Origin of the sequence: Cuspidothrix issatschenkoi CHARLIE-1 (genome assembly GCF_002934005.1) — a bacterium.
Lineage (GTDB): Bacteria > Cyanobacteriota > Cyanobacteriia > Cyanobacteriales > Nostocaceae > Cuspidothrix > Cuspidothrix issatschenkoi.
In genome coordinates, this window is record NZ_PGEM01000205.1 from 2,861 (window position 1) to 18,846 (window position 15,986).

The 15,986-nt window shown below is 34.5% G+C and carries 12 protein-coding genes and 1 pseudogene; 5 read left to right on the top strand and 8 right to left on the bottom strand.

The features are described from left to right. Positions 1 to 317: 317 nt before the first annotated feature. From CUN59_RS20180 to CUN59_RS20205, 6 genes are all read right to left on the bottom strand, one after another. A complete protein-coding gene (locus CUN59_RS20180) occupies positions 318 to 2,039 on the bottom strand; it encodes a tetratricopeptide repeat protein (protein ID WP_104389507.1) in 1,722 nt (573 codons plus the stop codon). Next, positions 2,039 to 3,337, bottom strand: coding sequence for a P-loop NTPase fold protein (locus CUN59_RS20185; protein WP_104389508.1), 1,299 nt, complete (start codon positions 3,335 to 3,337; stop codon positions 2,039 to 2,041). The genes CUN59_RS20180 and CUN59_RS20185 overlap by 1 nt, the downstream gene beginning before the upstream one ends. A 132-nt stretch (positions 3,338 to 3,469) precedes the next feature. Continuing rightward, complete coding sequence (locus CUN59_RS20190) at positions 3,470 to 5,158, bottom strand: NAD+ synthase (RefSeq protein ID WP_104389509.1); 1,689 nt, start codon at positions 5,156 to 5,158, stop codon at positions 3,470 to 3,472. 59 nt (positions 5,159 to 5,217) lie between these two features. Beyond that, entirely contained in the window at positions 5,218 to 5,964 is a 747-nt protein-coding gene (locus CUN59_RS20195) for an NUDIX hydrolase (protein WP_104389510.1), read from the bottom strand. After that, a complete protein-coding gene (locus tag CUN59_RS20200) occupies positions 5,934 to 6,524 on the bottom strand; it encodes a nicotinate-nucleotide adenylyltransferase (RefSeq protein ID WP_104389511.1) in 591 nt (196 codons plus the stop codon). Before CUN59_RS20200 ends, CUN59_RS20195 begins: the two co-directional genes overlap by 31 nt. A gap of 82 nt (positions 6,525 to 6,606) precedes the next feature. Then, positions 6,607 to 8,001, bottom strand: a complete 1,395-nt coding sequence (locus tag CUN59_RS20205; RefSeq protein ID WP_104389512.1) for a nicotinate phosphoribosyltransferase — start codon at positions 7,999 to 8,001, stop codon at positions 6,607 to 6,609. 383 nt (positions 8,002 to 8,384) lie between these two features. Here CUN59_RS20205 and CUN59_RS20210 point away from each other — a divergent pair, with 383 nt between their 5' ends. Then, positions 8,385 to 8,534, top strand: a complete 150-nt coding sequence (locus CUN59_RS20210) for a nicotinate phosphoribosyltransferase (RefSeq protein WP_104389513.1) — start codon at positions 8,385 to 8,387, stop codon at positions 8,532 to 8,534. Positions 8,535 to 8,636: 102 nt separating this feature from the next. On the opposite strand, the gene CUN59_RS20215 is transcribed toward CUN59_RS20210, so the two are convergent. After that, entirely contained in the window at positions 8,637 to 9,368 is a 732-nt protein-coding gene (locus tag CUN59_RS20215) for a tetratricopeptide repeat protein (protein ID WP_104389514.1), read from the bottom strand. Positions 9,369 to 9,643: 275 nt separating this feature from the next. On the opposite strand from CUN59_RS20215, the pseudogene CUN59_RS20220 reads away from it, so the two are divergent. The 3 genes and pseudogenes from CUN59_RS20220 to CUN59_RS20230 form a co-directional block, all read left to right on the top strand. Then, positions 9,644 to 9,805 (top strand): annotated as a pseudogene (locus CUN59_RS20220) (heavy metal-binding domain-containing protein); the annotation flags it as partial. A gap of 469 nt (positions 9,806 to 10,274) precedes the next feature. Next, entirely contained in the window at positions 10,275 to 10,910 is a 636-nt protein-coding gene (locus CUN59_RS20225) for a hypothetical protein (protein WP_104389515.1), read from the top strand. A 176-nt stretch (positions 10,911 to 11,086) separates the two neighbouring features. Then, positions 11,087 to 14,329, top strand: coding sequence for a type ISP restriction/modification enzyme (locus tag CUN59_RS20230; RefSeq protein WP_104389518.1), 3,243 nt, complete (start codon positions 11,087 to 11,089; stop codon positions 14,327 to 14,329). Positions 14,330 to 14,396: 67 nt separating this feature from the next. On the opposite strand, the gene CUN59_RS20235 is transcribed toward CUN59_RS20230, so the two are convergent. Then, positions 14,397 to 15,170, bottom strand: a complete 774-nt coding sequence (locus CUN59_RS20235; protein WP_104389516.1) for a hypothetical protein — start codon at positions 15,168 to 15,170, stop codon at positions 14,397 to 14,399. 297 nt (positions 15,171 to 15,467) lie between these two features. On the opposite strand from CUN59_RS20235, the gene CUN59_RS20240 reads away from it, so the two are divergent. Further along, a complete protein-coding gene (locus CUN59_RS20240) occupies positions 15,468 to 15,980 on the top strand; it encodes a hypothetical protein (protein ID WP_104389517.1) in 513 nt (170 codons plus the stop codon). Positions 15,981 to 15,986 lie beyond the last annotated feature (6 nt).

Sequence of the window (15,986 nt, forward strand, 5' to 3'; positions counted from 1 at the left end):
AATGGAGTCTCAAAACAGTTGCATTTTTCCTTGTCGGGTCGGATATGAGAAATTGAGGATATCCAGTTGAAACTGTTCCCTGTTCCCTGTTCCCTGTTCCCTCTCCTCACAGACAACTTTTTCAGCAATCCCTAGTTACAACAGCAATAAATTTCCATTACCTTTGTAGTCCCAGTATCTAGCTGGCTATTTTGCAGTTTATTCTGTTTAGTAAGCAATACTATTGCCAATTTTCCCAAATATGTCTGAAACCCAATAAAATCGTAACGATATCAATAGGGTTTCAGGGTTTTGGCAATAGTATTGGTAAGCTGTTGTTAATGTCGGAACAAACGCCAGAAAAAGATAATAATACGTTTGATTAGTAGCTGTACACGATGCTGCAATAATAAGGTTAACACAACTAATAGGTTATTCAATAAACGTATATAAAAGGGATGAGGTATGAGTTTCTGTTGTAAAAGTTGCAAGTCATTCCTAACGGTTATTGTATTGGGATGATTAACTCCTAACATTCGTTCGGACATCGCTAAGGCATCAGTCAAGAGAGATTCAGCTTCACTGTACCGCTCTTGGCTATAGTAGAGTGATGCTAAATTACCAAGGGTATTAGCAACATCAGGATGGTCGCCTGTAAATAGTTGCTTATACATATCTAAAGCTTTAATGTAGAGATGTTCTGCTTCACTATAACGCTCTTGGTGCTTGTAGAGCATAGCTAAATTGTTCAAGCCTTGTGCAACATCAGGATGGTCGCCTGTAAATAGCCGCTCACACATCTCCAAAGCTTGAACGTATAGAAGTTCAGCTTCACTGTGCTGCCCTTGGCTATCGTAGAGTGCGGCTAAATTGTTCAAGCTAGTGGCGACATCAGGATGGTCGCCTGTAAATAGTCGTTTTCTCATCTCTAAAGCATTAAGGTAGAGAGGTTCAGCTTCACTCTCCCGCCATTGGTTATAGTAAAGTAATGCTAAATTGTTCAAGCTAGTAGCGATATCGGGATGATTGTCCGTAAATAGCCGCTTTCTCATTTCTAAAGCATGAAGGAAGAGAGATTCGGCTTCACTATACCGCCCTTGATTGTTGTAGAGATATGCTAAATTATTCAAGCTAGTGGCGACATCAGGATGGTCGCCTGTAAGTATCCGTTTTCTTATCTCCAAAGCATAAAGGTAGAGAGGTTCTGCTTCACTGTATCTTCCTTGGCTACGGTAGAGTTCTGCCAAATTATTGAGGGTATCAGCAAGAGCTTTTTCTTGTTGAAATTGAGTTTGCAAAACTATTGCTTGATTCAGATATTCTTCAGCCAGAGCTAATTCCCGTTTTCTATCTGCCGACTTTCCTGATTTTACTCGTTCAGCATATAAATTACCTAACTGGCTATAGAGAGTTTCTAGTTTGCTACTATCTGCTCCCCATTGCTTAATCGCTTCAACTAAGGATGCTTCTAATTGTTCTGGTGAAAAAACGGAACTTGGTTGATTATTTCTAATTACATCAACATTTTTTCTAATTACATCAACATTTTGATTGCTTAGTAACTCATTTGTAACTAAAGACGGTTCAGGCTGAAAATGAAATACACCATTACGCCAACTCCAGAAATCAGGTGCTTGCTTGGCAATTTGAGCATAAATGCGTGATGGTATCCATAAAATAATCGGCATTTTTAGTTCTCGTAATGCTTCTCGCGTCCATTGCAAATAACCAAAAAACTTTTTCAATGATTCATCTTGATTAAATGATCCTAATTTTTCTGCACCTAATACTGTGGCTATGGCATTTTCTTTTAATGTAACTTGTTGTGTGATAGCTTGCTTTAAACTAGGTTCTTGACTATCAAGATAAACTCGATAAATATTGTAAGTGGGTGCTAATTCTTTTTCATAATTAGCTATAATATTTTCACGCTGACGATCTGCATCACAGACAGCAATGAAAATCTGTAACATCCCAATGCCAGCTTCAATTGAAACTAACAAACTAATGTAAGTTTGTTCATTTGCGTTGATAATGGATTCATTGGTTAAGTTATTCATTAAATTAACTCTTCTAACTTTAACTGTTTAATTACAAGAGGATGGAGATCATACCAACTCTCAGCATTTTTATATTCAATCACATAAACATTATGGAGCAAATCAAGAAATTCTTGTTGTTTAGGGTCGTCAGGGCGATAATTCGTATATGTTTGCTGTAAAATCTCCCGGTCAGTTTTGCTCAGAGTAATTGTCATATCATTTCGGAGAATATCAAGTGATTGCTGCAAAATTGTGGCATCAATTTGTACATCATCAATTGGTTCTAGTTTTCTTGCCTTTTGTCTTAATTTTACTAATACTAAACTACAACATTTTTGAGCAATACGAACCAATTCCCGAATTACACCACCACTAGACAAAGCAATTTCTAGCAAAATATCATCTGCTAATAAAGTGCTATCAATTCGTTTCCGCAAAATCTGCTGTAATTTAGCGATTGTTGCATTCACAGGTTGAGCTTCGTCTTTATGACTTTCACCTTTGGGATAAACTTTTAAAACTGGCATAACAAAGATAGGATTACTCGTTTCATCTTCGATATGTTTTTTCAAAACACCATCACGAATTGTAGCAATAGGAATTGTATAAATAACAAAGAAATTAGGTTGTAATAAAGCTTTAATATTTTTGAGAAATATACTTTCAATAGCTGCTAAATCTAGTTTATCTAAATCATCAATAATTACAACAATCTCTTTTTTGCAAGCTAAAGAAACCTCTGTAGCAATCAGATTGAGAGTATCTATTAAATCTCGAAAATCACGTTTAAATTTAGTTTCTATGACTTCGCGGATACTTGCTTCAGCCTTTAACTTGCTTTTCAGAAAACTCCAAAAATCAAAACCTACTTCTAATTCAGCACCAATTTTACTTTCTTCAATCTCTGTTCGTTCTTGAAACCAATTAAAAAATCTTTGTTTTTTGTTAGCATCAATTTCAATTTTTTGCTCCTCGGCTTTATCCATAATTTGGACAGCAATAGCAAAAAGAATATTAATATGATTGATAGCAGTAGTTTCAATTAAATCAGATATAGAAAAAAAGATTGTGAGATAATTATCATCAAATTCTCTGGCAAATTCGGCTAACAAGGTAGATTTACCACAACCACGATGTCCTGCAAAAATGAGTTGATTGGTATAATGATTACAATCTAAAACTCTTTGTTCTAATTCTGCAATTAAATCATCGCCATAAGGAACTCGAAAATCTGCGGTTTCTTCCATTGTCACCAAGGGTTGCAATTGCAGATTACGAAATGCTTTTTGAAACGCATCAATACGGTTGGTTGCCATTGTTAATACTTTCTATATTTCTACATTTCTATGTTATAGCAATTTGATCTCGTAGGTTTGGCTAAACTAAATAATTTTTCTAGTTTAGCCAAATATTTACCAAAATGGGGATTTTCACCTCTCGCTACTGCTTTAGATAGATATATTCCTCAATGCTGACCAACTACTAGCAATAGGCATTCTCCAACCAGTCCCAAAAGCGCGGTCGGTGATTTTTAATCCCGGTGCAGCTTGTCGGCGTTTAAATTCCGCACGGGATAATAATTGTAATACCCTATCCACAATTGCCGGTTCATGACCTGCGGCAATAATTGCTGCTGCTGATTGATGTTGATGAATTAAACGGTCGAGAATATCATCTAAAATTTCATAAGGTGGAAGGGAATCTTGGTCAACTTGACCCGGTTTAAGTTCCGCGCTGGGTGCTTTGGTGAGAATATTTGCGGGGATAACTTCTTTTTGATGATGAGAATTTAACCATTTGCAAAGGGAATAAACGCGGGTTTTAGGAACATCAGCAATAACTGATAAACCGCCATTCATATCACCATAAAGAGTGCAATAACCAACAGCAACTTCTGATTTATTACCAGTAGATAAAAGCAGATAACCGAATTTATTAGAAATTGCCATTAATAAATTACCACGAATGCGAGATTGGAGATTTTCCTCCGCAATCCCAAATTCTGTTCCAGCAAATAAATCATCTAGGGACTTATCAAAACTTTGCATTAATTCCCCAATAGGTAAAATCTGGGTTTTAATATCTAAATTTTCTGCTAATGCTAAAGCATCACTAATAGAATGTTCCGAACTATAGGGAGAAGGCATTAATACACCCATGACATTTTCTTTCCCTAATGCCGCAGTAGCAATGGCCGCTACTAAAGCAGAATCAACTCCTCCACTTAAACCTAACAATACTTTAGAAAAACGACATTTACCCACATAATCTTTAACTCCCAAAACTAAAGCATTCCAAATTTCCTCATCTTCACATTCATCAATAGGTGAAATATTACTTAATTCTAAATCTTGTTGATTACTATTAAATTCAACGGTCAAAAAATCAGATGTAAACCCCTTAGCACGACCAACAATTTCCCCTTGTTTATTTAAAGCAAAGCTGCGACCATCAAAAATTAAATCATCATTTCCGCCAACTTGGTTAGTATAAATAATTGGTTGTTGAAAATTAACTGCACTATGTTTTAACATCGCTTCTCGTAGATGTTGTTTACCAACGGTATAGGGTGAAGCAGATAAATTCACAATTAAATCTACCCCTAAATTTGCTAAATCAGCAATCGGATTAACTGCGTAACTCCGTTTACCCCAAAATTCTTCATCATTCCATAAATCTTCGCAAATTGTCACACCAATATTGAGATCATCTAATTTAAAGTAATTTGCCTGTAGTCCTGGTTCAAAATAACGGTTTTCATCAAAAACATCGTAAGTAGGTAATAGTCTTTTATGGAAAAATTGCTGAACTTTTCCATTTTCTAATAAAGCAATGCTATTAAATAAATTTTTCTCCCCCGTAACGTGTGCTTGGGAATTTTTAACCACAGTTCCCACCAATACAGCCAAATTTGCAGGTAAATCTTTAGCTAATTTTTGCAATGTCTGATCCGTTACTTCTACAAAACTAGGATTAAGTAATAAATCTCTAGGTGGATAACCACAAATAGATAATTCAGGTGTTAATAATAACCGGATATTTTCTGATGCTGCTTGTTGTGACATTTCCAGAATTTTTTGGGCATTCCCAGATAAGTCACCAATAATAGGATTAATTTGAGCGATCGCAATTTTCATAATTTATCTGTGTCTATTTGCGTTCATCTGTGTTCAATTATTCTTGCCTCTGGCCTTCTTCAAATAAACACTAAGGGTTTATCTTTAAATGGTGCAAAAGCTTCCTTATCAAACCTATACAAACTTGCAGGACGACCTGCACCTCTTGATACTTTAATTCCAGTATCGGATAAAAAACCTAATTTTAGTAACCGCGCTCGAAAGTTAGAATAATCTGCAAAGTTTTCGCCTAAAACGGTGGTATATAGTTGATATAAATCGTTTAGGGTAAAAGTTTCTGGTAACACTTCAAAAGCGACGGGACTATATTCTAATTTGTTTTTTAATCTTCTATGTCCATAGGTAATAACTTCATTATGGTCAAATGCTAATTGGGGTAATTGTTTGACGGGATACCAAGCAATACCCGCGACTTTATCAGCAATTAATTCTGCTTCTTCAAATCGAACTAAGGCAAAATAACTAACTGATAAATAACGAACTCCATAGCTATCAATTTGTTCTCTGGGGTCACGGTTGGGACCGCCAAAAGTATAAAGTTGTTCTAAATAAAGATTATTTACCTTTATTTTCTCAGCCATAATGCGATAAGCAGCATCTTCTAATGATTCTCCTTGACGGACTAACGTACCGGGAAGACTCCAAGAGTTTAAAAATGGTTCTTGCTGTCGCATGACTAAGAGAACTAATAGCCGATTTTGGGCAGTATCTACAGAGAAAATCACATTATCAACACCAACTTTAAAGTCAGCTAAAGGTTGTTGATTTGTCGAGGTTAAAATCTTTTTTTGGTTACGTATTGGCATTCGTACAAATGCTGTTGATGAATATAGGCAATGACGGGAGGTGTGAGAGTATTAATATCTCCTTGTTCACGAAAAGCTGTAGAGGAAACATCTAAACCAATTAAATTTGCAATTTTAATTTTTCCCCCTATTTGTTTAACCTTCTCTAAACTAGAATTATCTATTACATATCCTGGTCTGGGAATTACCAGTAATTGCACTTGTTGTAATAAATTTTCAACATGATACCAGCGCGGCAATTGGTTAATTAAATCAGCACCAATTACTAAGGTATATTCAATATTTTCTCCCCATTTTAATTTTGCTTTACCTACAGTTTCTAGGGTTTTCCAACTACTTAAATCCTGTTCTAAGGCAATGTTTTGGTTAGCAACGTTGATATCTTTAATTAATAGTTCTAACATTGCTGCCCTATGTGGTAAAGGGGTTTGTTGAGACTTCAAAGGATTATCTGCTGCCCATACAGCTACCCAATCATAATGTTTAGATAGCCACTTGAGAATTATTAAATGTCCAGCAGTTGGCGGATCGGCACTTGTACCAAATAAGGCTATTTTCATGATTTTTGATTCTGCTTTTTTGCAATTTTTAGAGTAATTTAAACGAACCGCAGAGACGCAGAGGGCGCAGAGGTAAGAGAAATTATATTAATTTATCTTTTCTTTTCGTTTTGTTTGTCAATTTCTGTAATGGTTCTGATATTTCAATTTTGACGGAAGTGGGATTTTCTAATCTTCTTGTTTCTGCTGGTAAACTAGCAACTGACGCTGCGGTTCGTTGACGAATGATTGTTAAAGTTTCTGGTGTTTGTAATTGTTTACCTGCTTTGATTACTAACTGTAATAAAGATTTTTCATGGTCAGATTTTTCTTCTGTTAAGCCTAATCTATCTTTATGTATTTTACCATCTAAGAAGGATCGAAAAATTTGTTTTTTACCTGGATAAGTGAATTTACCACTTGATTCTTTCATGACGGGAATTCCTTCAATGTCTACAAGTTTATAAACTCCATTTACTGGTGAACCTGTAACTAATTTTGTTCCTAGTCCATAACTATCAATTTCTGCTCCTTCTTGTTTAAGTCGGCTAATTTCCCATTCGTCTAAATCACCACTAGCGAATATTGAGATATTCGGTAAGAGCGATCGCACTTGTTTTGATAAACTAACTAAATCTCCAGAATCTAATCTGACTCCAGATAATTCCATTTTCCCAGTATTGACTTTTTCTGCTAATTTCTCCGCCGCCGCAACGGTGTCATAAGTATCAATTAATAATGGCGCACCGGGAAAATATTGATGAAATGCTGTAAAAGCTTGTTCTTCACTCCCTTCTAGCGCTGATAAGGACATAACTAAAGCGTGCGCCATTGTACCACTCGGTTTTTGTCCTAGTTGTAGCGCCGCTAAAACATTGGAAGTGGCATCTAAACCACCTGCTAAAGCCGCCCGTGCCGCCCATAGTGAGGCTTGGGGACTAAAAGCCCTGCGTGTACCAAATTCTAAAAGTGTGGCTTTTTCTCCGACTATATCCCGTAATCTTGCGGCTTTAGTGGCAATTAAAGTTTGATAATTCAGAGTATTTAAAAGATATGTCTCTACTATTTGCGCTTGCCATAAAGGCGCTTCTACCCGCAATAGGGGTTCATTGGCAAATACTGCCGTTCCTTCGGGAACTGCCCACACATCTCCAGTAAAACAACCCCCTCTTAAAAGTTGCCAAAAACGCTTCGGTGCATGACTGAAAATTCCCGTTTTCTGCAAAGCGGCAATTTGCAAGTCATTAAATCGGAATTTAGTCAAGTATTCCAAAGCTTGCGCTAAACCCATGGCTATTAAATACCCAAAACCATCGGGTAAGCGTCTGACAAATAATTCAAAACTGGCAATTTTATTTTCTATGCCTTCACCCACATAACAAGCTGTCATTGTTAGCTGATAAAGGTCTGTTAGCAAGCTGTAGTCCTCCGAACTGAGATTTAGTTCGGGATTTTGATTACTTTTGATTTCATAGTCCATTTCTGGGAACGTTGTCATCGTAAACTCCCCTACCAAGAATGCTTTGTACATTTATGGTAATATTCACCATAACTAATGTCAAGCCCTAATTAAAAAATAGTGGCAAATTCCCCAAAAGCCTATATTTACAAGGATATTGAACTCTGATTTTGTAATTAATTTACATTTCTTAATAGTAAGTAATGATTATTTTCCTCTATAAATATCAGATCATGAATTTTCAGTTACAATTAGAATTAAAGAAAAAAGTTAAGCAACTCACGATTATAAAGTATTGCAAAGTTATCTGAAAAAATATTCTATTTAGTGTAGATATGTGGAGAATATGAGTAAATAGATTCTAATGAGATTAAAGTATAAATATCACCAATTAAAAGACACAAAAAAAGGGGATTAATATTATGGCTATCTCCAAAAGCTTTGCTAGTATGGCTCAATTTATTTCTGAGGCCTTTATGCGGATTTTCACCCCTGCAAATGATGCCTATCCTGTGATTGGGGTACAGCCTTTTACAGGTAATTTTTATAAAAAAGGTAAAGCAGTTTGGTAGATATTGAATTAGTTTTGATGAAAAAGATCCCCAATTTCTTCAAGAAGTTGGGGATTTAGATAAGTGAGCAAAATAAAATCAAACTTTGCCTTATCCTAAAGTCTAGCCGCCTATTTCTCCTAGCATGGCTTGTACTCTCTCTGCACCTTCGGTATCATTTCCGCGCCGATATAAGGTCAGGGCTTTTCGCAAAACTTTGTTAGCTTGTGGAGTCTGTCGTTTCTGTTTAAACATTGCACCAATTAATTCATAGGTGCGGGGGTTATCTTCATCTAGATTAACGGCTTTTTCATAAGCCCAAAGTGCTGATTGATAATCACCTAAACTTGTTTGTGCTACTCCCAATCCTAAATAAGCACTAAGATTATTTCGGTTTAATTGAATAGCACGACGGTAAGCTTCTTTTGCACCTTTATTATCTTTCGTACTACTTTTGATATAACCAACAGCATAGTAAAAATCACTATTATTAGGATTAATAGCAATAGCGCGACGATAGGCGGCTAAAGCTGGGGGAAAATTACCTTCTTGAATATATAAGTACCCAATAGCAGCATGAATTTTGGCATTTCTGGGATCTAGTGGTATTGCTTTTTGATAAACTGCGATCGCTCCATTATAATCTTTAGCATCTACGAGTCTTTTACCTTTTTGGATCAGGTTTTTTAACTCAGAATTTTTAGCTTGTACTAATAATACCTCAGCTTTTACTACTACAGGTATGCTAGTCACTAAACATCCTAACAAGAGGAAATTTAACAGCAATAATGTTTTTTTCACTACGGTTATTTCCTTAAATGTATTAACTGGATTAACTGGTTTTTGTTTGTACATTAAAACAAAAAAAGATTTATTTGTAATCTATATTGATGCACCTTAGTAAAATTTTCATAAAAATATTAATAATTAATTAAATTCCTTCACACTTTTACTATTATAGTAATATTTAATGATAAGCTGTTGACTAGGTTAGGACTTACGCAACTGGCACATTAGTAGGGTACGGTTCGGTAAGCTCACCAACCACGTCAGACAACATAAATCATATAAATAAACATATTCTTGATGTCTGACGCACCCTACAAGAGATTTTTTTGTGTGACACTTGCAAAGGACAACGGAAAGCACTAGAAGAGTTAGAACAAAGAGCGCAACGCTTAGGGGCAGATGCGGTTGTTGGTATTGCTGTTGATACAGGTACAATTAACGTTGATCAATCTGGGGTTTTATTAGTAATTACAGCGACGGGTACAGCCGTTAAAATCCGTTAATATTGGGCTAATTTTTGAGTTTTTACACCTTGACTGGGAATTTTAGATTTTAGATTAAAAAATTTGCTACAAGTTCCGTCCTCGAAGACAGAAAAATTGTCAATCCAAAATCTAAAATACTCGCTGCGCTGCGTACGCTTCGCTAACGTAAATCCAAAATCGAGTAACTCATCTAGCAATTTATAACTAAAGAAAGAGTAAATAACTCTTTCTACTGATAGATATTTAAAATCAGAATTCGCAATTTAATTTTAAACATAACCATAAAAAAGTTGAGCAGAAAAAATTCACAACCAAGAATTTTTTCCTTCAGGAAAATCATACTAGGACTGACGCAGAAGTTACTTAAAAACGAACCACTTCAGGCACAGATTTCACGGAGAAATGAGGGTTTGAGAGATATTTTGCGTAAGTCCTGTCATACAATACATGAGCAACTTTGCTATAATAGCAAGGGAGATAAATACCTATGTCATACGTAAATCGGATAGGTGAGGAAATTAGTCCTCCTGAGTCTTTGATAACTAGTAGAGTAACTGAATATCGCGATCGCGTGCGTTGGGGTCCAATTATTTCTGGCGTATTGATGGCTTTAGCAACTCAATTAATATTGAGTTCTTTATTTAGCGCCTTTGGTGCAGAGAGAATTGCCCAATCCTTAGCACCGAGAACAATCACCCCTAATATTATTAGTAATGTGGGAATTTGGTCAACAATTGCTTTATTGTTGTCTTTATTTCTAGGTGCTTGGATCACAATCCGTGCTTGCGGACCCATGCACCGAGATACAGCCGTGCTTAACGGTGCAATTCTTTGGGCAACGACTCTAGCGGTTAGTTCTTTTCTGTTAGCAAATGGAGTCTTAGGTGCTTTTGGTTTAGCTGCTTATAATGCCACAGAAGTTATTAATCAACTACAGCAACAAGGTACTGTTATAGCACCGAATATACCTGCCTTAACTGCTGAACAAACTCGTGATATTGCGGCTGCAACTTCGAGAACTTTGTGGTGGTTTGTCTTTGGTTCTTTGTTAGGTTTACTTGCTTCTATCATGGGAGCAATAGCAGGTATGCGTACCACAAGAACTAATAATTATAATTCTTGAAATTTGAATTTAATCTATAGCCAATTCTAAATAGGTTATGAACACAAAGATCCTCGACTTCTTTTAAGATGTCGAGGATCTAAATTAGAATTGTAATTTTTTGCTAAGATTTCATTAAATAATTAGAAAATATGATATTTTTAAAGGAAAATTATTGTTTAATTTTCCTCAAAATCATGTCTAATTTTAATAACTACATCCAAGATTTACAAAAAAATATCAAACACGGTGGAGAACGGAGTCATTACCCTAGCTTAGAACGGCTGATAGAGAGTTTAAGTATTGGTATTAATACCATAATTGAAGCAAAGGGTAATCAAGCAGGGATACCCGATTTAACTATTAGAAAAAATGACCGTATTATCGGATATATAGAAGCGAAAGATATTAATACTGATTTAAGTAAAATAGAAAAAACTGAACAAATTAAACGTTATTTAGAATCGAATATTGGCTATAATTTGATTATAACTAATTATCTAGAATTTCGTTGGTATGTAGATGGAGAATGTGAAAAAACTGCTAAATTAGCTAATTTAGAACAAGGTGAACTTATTCTCGTTAGTGATTTACAACCAATCACCGAATTACTCCAATCATTTATTAATCAAAAAGCCAAAGATATTAATAACTATGATGATTTGGCTAAAGAAATGGCAGCTTATACTAAAACCATTAGAAATGCCATTCAATCATCTTTAAAAATCGAAACAACAACAGAAGAATTAACTCAACTAAAAGAAATATTTAAAAAATTACTCCTTTTAGATATAGATAATGATAAATTTGCGGATATGTACGCCCAAACTATTGCTTATGGGTTATTTACCGCAAAAGTTGGTCATGCACAAAACCCTGGAGAATTTACATTTAACAGAACTACAGCAAGTATTTATATTAGTCATAAAATTCCCTTTTTAAAAGGTTTATTTGATTTAGTTTTAGGAACTGATAGCGTTAGTAAAATTCACAAATCAACAGAAAATTTAATAGACTTATTTAACACCATAAACATGACCAATATTTTAGAAAATTTTGGTCGAGAAACCCGGACAGAAGACCCAGTTATTAACTTTTATGAAACATTTTTAGCGGCTTATCAAGCATCATTAAGAAAAAGTCGGGGAGTTTATTATACTCCTGAACCTGTAGTTAATTTTATAGTGCGTGCAGTTAATGATATTTTAGTAGATAGAACAATTTTTGATTTAGAATATGGTTTAGGAAATAGAAGAGTAACAATTCTTGACCCTGCAACGGGAACAGGAACATTTTTATATGCAGTTATTAAACAAATTCGTGATAATTTTGCTAAATATGGTGTTGATAGATGGAATAATTTTCTCAGAGATGCAGAACTTTTACAGCGTCTTTTTGGTTTTGAGTTATTGATGACTCCTTATACCATAGCACATTTAAAATTAGGATTATTGTTAGGAGATTTAGGTTATAAATTTGCCTCTGAAGAAAGATTAAAAGTTTATTTAACCAATGCTTTAGAAGAAAGCATAAAACAAGGTGATTTAATTCCTGGTATCACGCAAATTATAGCTGAAGAATCAAGTCAAGCAGCAAAACTCAAAACAGAAATTTCTGTTACCGTCGTATTAGGAAATCCTCCCTATTCTGTTAGTTCTCAAAATGCAAGTAAACGCAAAAGAATTTTAAATCAAGACGAAAGATATTTAGCTGATGTTGAATATACTGGTTCAGCTTGGAATAGAATTTATAAACAAGGAAAAGCAGGTAAAACTATTACAGAATTAACCCATATTGGGGAACTTTTAGAATTATATAAAGGTAGAGTTAGACTAGAAGGAGAAAAGAATATTCAACCTTTAGATGATGATTATATTAAATTTATTCGTTTTGCCCAATATCAAATTGAAAATAATAGTCAAAATGCTGGTATTGTTGGTTTTATTACTAATCATTCCTATCTCAATGGTTTAATTCATCGCGGCATGAGAGAAGAATTATTAAAGTATTTTGATCAAATATATATCATGGATTTACATGGTAATTCTTTATTAAAAGAAACTACACCAGATGGCAATATTGATCAAAATGTATTTGATATTCAGCAAGGTGTAGCAATTTTAATTGCTGTGCGTGAAAAAAGTAAACCTGATTACGGTTCTAGTGCTTATAAATCCAGAGATGGAATTAAGGAAATGGCTAAGGTATTATATTATGATGTTTGGGGAAGTCGTGAAAATAAATATAAGTTTTTAGAATCTGCAAGTTTAAATAATGTAAATTGGATAGAGTTACAACTAACAGCACCTAATTACTTTTTTGCACCAAAAAATCTTGATTATGAAGATGAATATAAAAGAGCCTTGAGTATTACTGATATATTTCCAGTTTATACTGCTGGTTCGCAAACCAGGAGAGATAATGTATGTGTTGATTATGATAAAGAAAACCTAATAAATCGGTTTAGTGATATTGCAACAAATACTAACTTAGAAGAATTAAAACAAAAGTACAAAATCAAAGATACAGAATATTGGACATTAGATAAAGCTAAGTTACATATCCAAGAAAATCAAATTGAATCAAAACTAATACTGTATGCCTATAGACCATTTGATAATCGTTGGGTTTATTATAATCCTAATATTATCGAAAGAGGAGATAGTCGTAAAGAATTAATGGAACATTTGCTAAAGGGTAATAACATGGCCTTACTTTCCTGTCGTCAACAAGTTGAGCCAGGTTTTTATCATATATTTTGTTCAGAAATTTTAACAGAACGTTGTATTGTATCGCTAAAAAGTAGAGAATTAACTTATGTTTTTCCTCTCTACACATACCCAAATACAGAAAATAAACAAACAAATCTTTTCCTAGAAAGAACTCCTAATATATCTCTAAAATTCTTAAAAGCTATTAAAGAAAAATTGGGTAAAACACCAACTCCAGAACAAATATTTTACTATGCTTATGCAATATTTCACAGCCCCACCTATCGCACTAGATACGCTGAATTTCTCAAAATAGATTTTCCCCGTCTTCCCTTAACCAGTAATAAAAACCTGTTTAACGCATTAGCTACAAAGGGAGAAGAATTAGTTAATTTACATTTAATGAAATCCGATATCCTCAATAACTTAATTACAACCTATCAACCAATAGGAGATAATCAAGTTACTGAAGTTACCTATAATTCAGAATTGCAAAGAGTTTATATCAATAAGCAAAGTCATTTTACCGATATTCCTCTATATATTTGGGAATTTAAAATTGGTGGATATCAAGTATTAGATAAATGGTTAAAAGATAGAAAAAATGCCAAACGACAATTATCTAATGATGAAATCAGCCATTATCAAAAAATAGTTATTGCTTTAACAGAAACATTGCGAATCATGGCAGAAATTGATAAAAATATACCAAATTTTCCTATAGAGTAAAAAGTAGTCTAATTAACATTAGAAAAAAGAGACATATAGAATGTCTCTAGATTTATTAAATTAATCTTCATGTTGATTTAAAAAACCTGATAATTTCCCGCACATGATCAAGAAATTGTCCATCAGTAGAAAGTTGAGCGATCGCATTTCTAGCTTCTCTGGATAATCTTTCATGTTCCCCTTGATTTGTTGCCCGTAATTCCTCTAAATTAGCTACAATGCGAGCTAATTCTCGACGAGTTTCTTCAGAAAATCTTTGATTAGTTGCAGCTAAAGAATAGGGTTGTTCAAGGTCAAGTTGATCTTCTAAAATTCTAATTTTTTGTTCCATTTCTAAAAAGCGGTTACGCAGTTCTAAAATATCTTCACGAGGATAGATAAAATTTTGGCGAATCATTTTTAATCGTGCATATAAATATTCATAAGCACTGATAGCTGGACGCAAAAAGGTTAATAATAAAGCTGCACCAGAAATGATATAACCAATGGCGCTAATACCTGTGGCAGCAAGCACATATAAACCGATAGCTGAGATCAAGTGTAAACTAATAGCTATCCAGAGCGATCGCTTGGCTAAAACTTCTACATATTTAACTTGTTTCCCATCTACAGGAATATTATTTTCCCTAGACTGTGCTGCTTCTGCTAAAACTTCCTTAGCTTGAAAATGGACATTCCAAGGAACTGTCACAATGATTAATAACCACCAAAAACTTGCACCACCAATGACCCAATCTAACACATTACCCGTGGGAACATGAAACCATTGCAGAACACCAAAAGCTAACAGCACTACCAGTATTATTCCTAAAATGGAACTGATAAAAAAGTTGATATACATTTTTCCTATCTAGCGTAAAACTCTTAATCCAATCTTGGCTAAGAGTTAGGAATTATACAATTAAGATGTGATAGTTTCTTGACTAGCACAGAAGATGTCCATTAAATAATTATTGTCCATCTTAAAGAATTATTGTCCATTTTTTATTCACCGCTAAAATCGCCAAAATCCTTACTCATTAATGGGTTTGGCGATTTTAGTTTTAATTTTATCTTATCCTTATTTTTAAAGCAAATGATGTCACAAATATTGTAAAATTTTAAAGTAAATGATGACATAATTTTTAGAGGTTAGCTTATGCCCAGAAAACCTACTAATCAAGCCTTTCCAGGATTCGAGACTGAAGAGGAAGATGGGGCGGAAGACAAAAACCTGCTGGTTAATGAAGATTCTCCAGAGTATCTCAAAAAGGTGGAATTGATTGATGCCATTCGTCAAGCACCTGACAATGTAGCTCGTAAGAATGCGATCGCAGATGCAGCGAAAGCTCTGGGTAAAAGCACTAGAACTATTAAGCGCATGATCGAGAAAGTTGAACAAGTAGGGGTAGCAACTTTAGCTGTTGGACGTAAGGACAAAGGACAATATCGTATTTCTAAGGAGTGGCATGATTTTATTGTCAGCCTTCATAAATGGGGTAACAGAGAAGGTTCTCGGATCAATCACAATCAGATTTCTGGGTATTTAAAGGCTTTCAGTAGTCAAGGAGAGAAACTGCAAGAGAAGAAATATGATGACAAATTTAAGGGATATTCTCAAGTGCGGGAGGATTTAATAGCAGGAAAGTCGGGAGCATCTCAAGTTTGTTAGAACAGA

Excerpts from the sequence above, each read along its gene's own strand:
- CUN59_RS20180 (WP_104389507.1), bottom strand. The coding sequence starts at position 2,039 with ATGAATAACTTAACCAATGAATCCATTATCAACGCAAATGAACAAACT.
- CUN59_RS20185 (WP_104389508.1), bottom strand. The coding sequence starts at position 3,337 with ATGGCAACCAACCGTATTGATGCGTTTCAAAAAGCATTTCGTAATCTG.
- CUN59_RS20190 (WP_104389509.1), bottom strand. The coding sequence starts at position 5,158 with ATGAAAATTGCGATCGCTCAAATTAATCCTATTATTGGTGACTTATCT.
- CUN59_RS20195 (WP_104389510.1), bottom strand. The coding sequence starts at position 5,964 with ATGCCAATACGTAACCAAAAAAAGATTTTAACCTCGACAAATCAACAA.
- CUN59_RS20200 (WP_104389511.1), bottom strand. The coding sequence starts at position 6,524 with ATGAAAATAGCCTTATTTGGTACAAGTGCCGATCCGCCAACTGCTGGA.
- CUN59_RS20205 (WP_104389512.1), bottom strand. The coding sequence starts at position 8,001 with ATGACAACGTTCCCAGAAATGGACTATGAAATCAAAAGTAATCAAAAT.
- CUN59_RS20210 (WP_104389513.1), top strand. The coding sequence starts at position 8,385 with ATGGCTATCTCCAAAAGCTTTGCTAGTATGGCTCAATTTATTTCTGAG.
- CUN59_RS20215 (WP_104389514.1), bottom strand. The coding sequence starts at position 9,368 with ATGTACAAACAAAAACCAGTTAATCCAGTTAATACATTTAAGGAAATA.
- CUN59_RS20225 (WP_104389515.1), top strand. The coding sequence starts at position 10,275 with ATGTCATACGTAAATCGGATAGGTGAGGAAATTAGTCCTCCTGAGTCT.
- CUN59_RS20230 (WP_104389518.1), top strand. The coding sequence starts at position 11,087 with ATGTCTAATTTTAATAACTACATCCAAGATTTACAAAAAAATATCAAA.
- CUN59_RS20235 (WP_104389516.1), bottom strand. The coding sequence starts at position 15,170 with ATGTATATCAACTTTTTTATCAGTTCCATTTTAGGAATAATACTGGTA.
- CUN59_RS20240 (WP_104389517.1), top strand. The coding sequence starts at position 15,468 with ATGCCCAGAAAACCTACTAATCAAGCCTTTCCAGGATTCGAGACTGAA.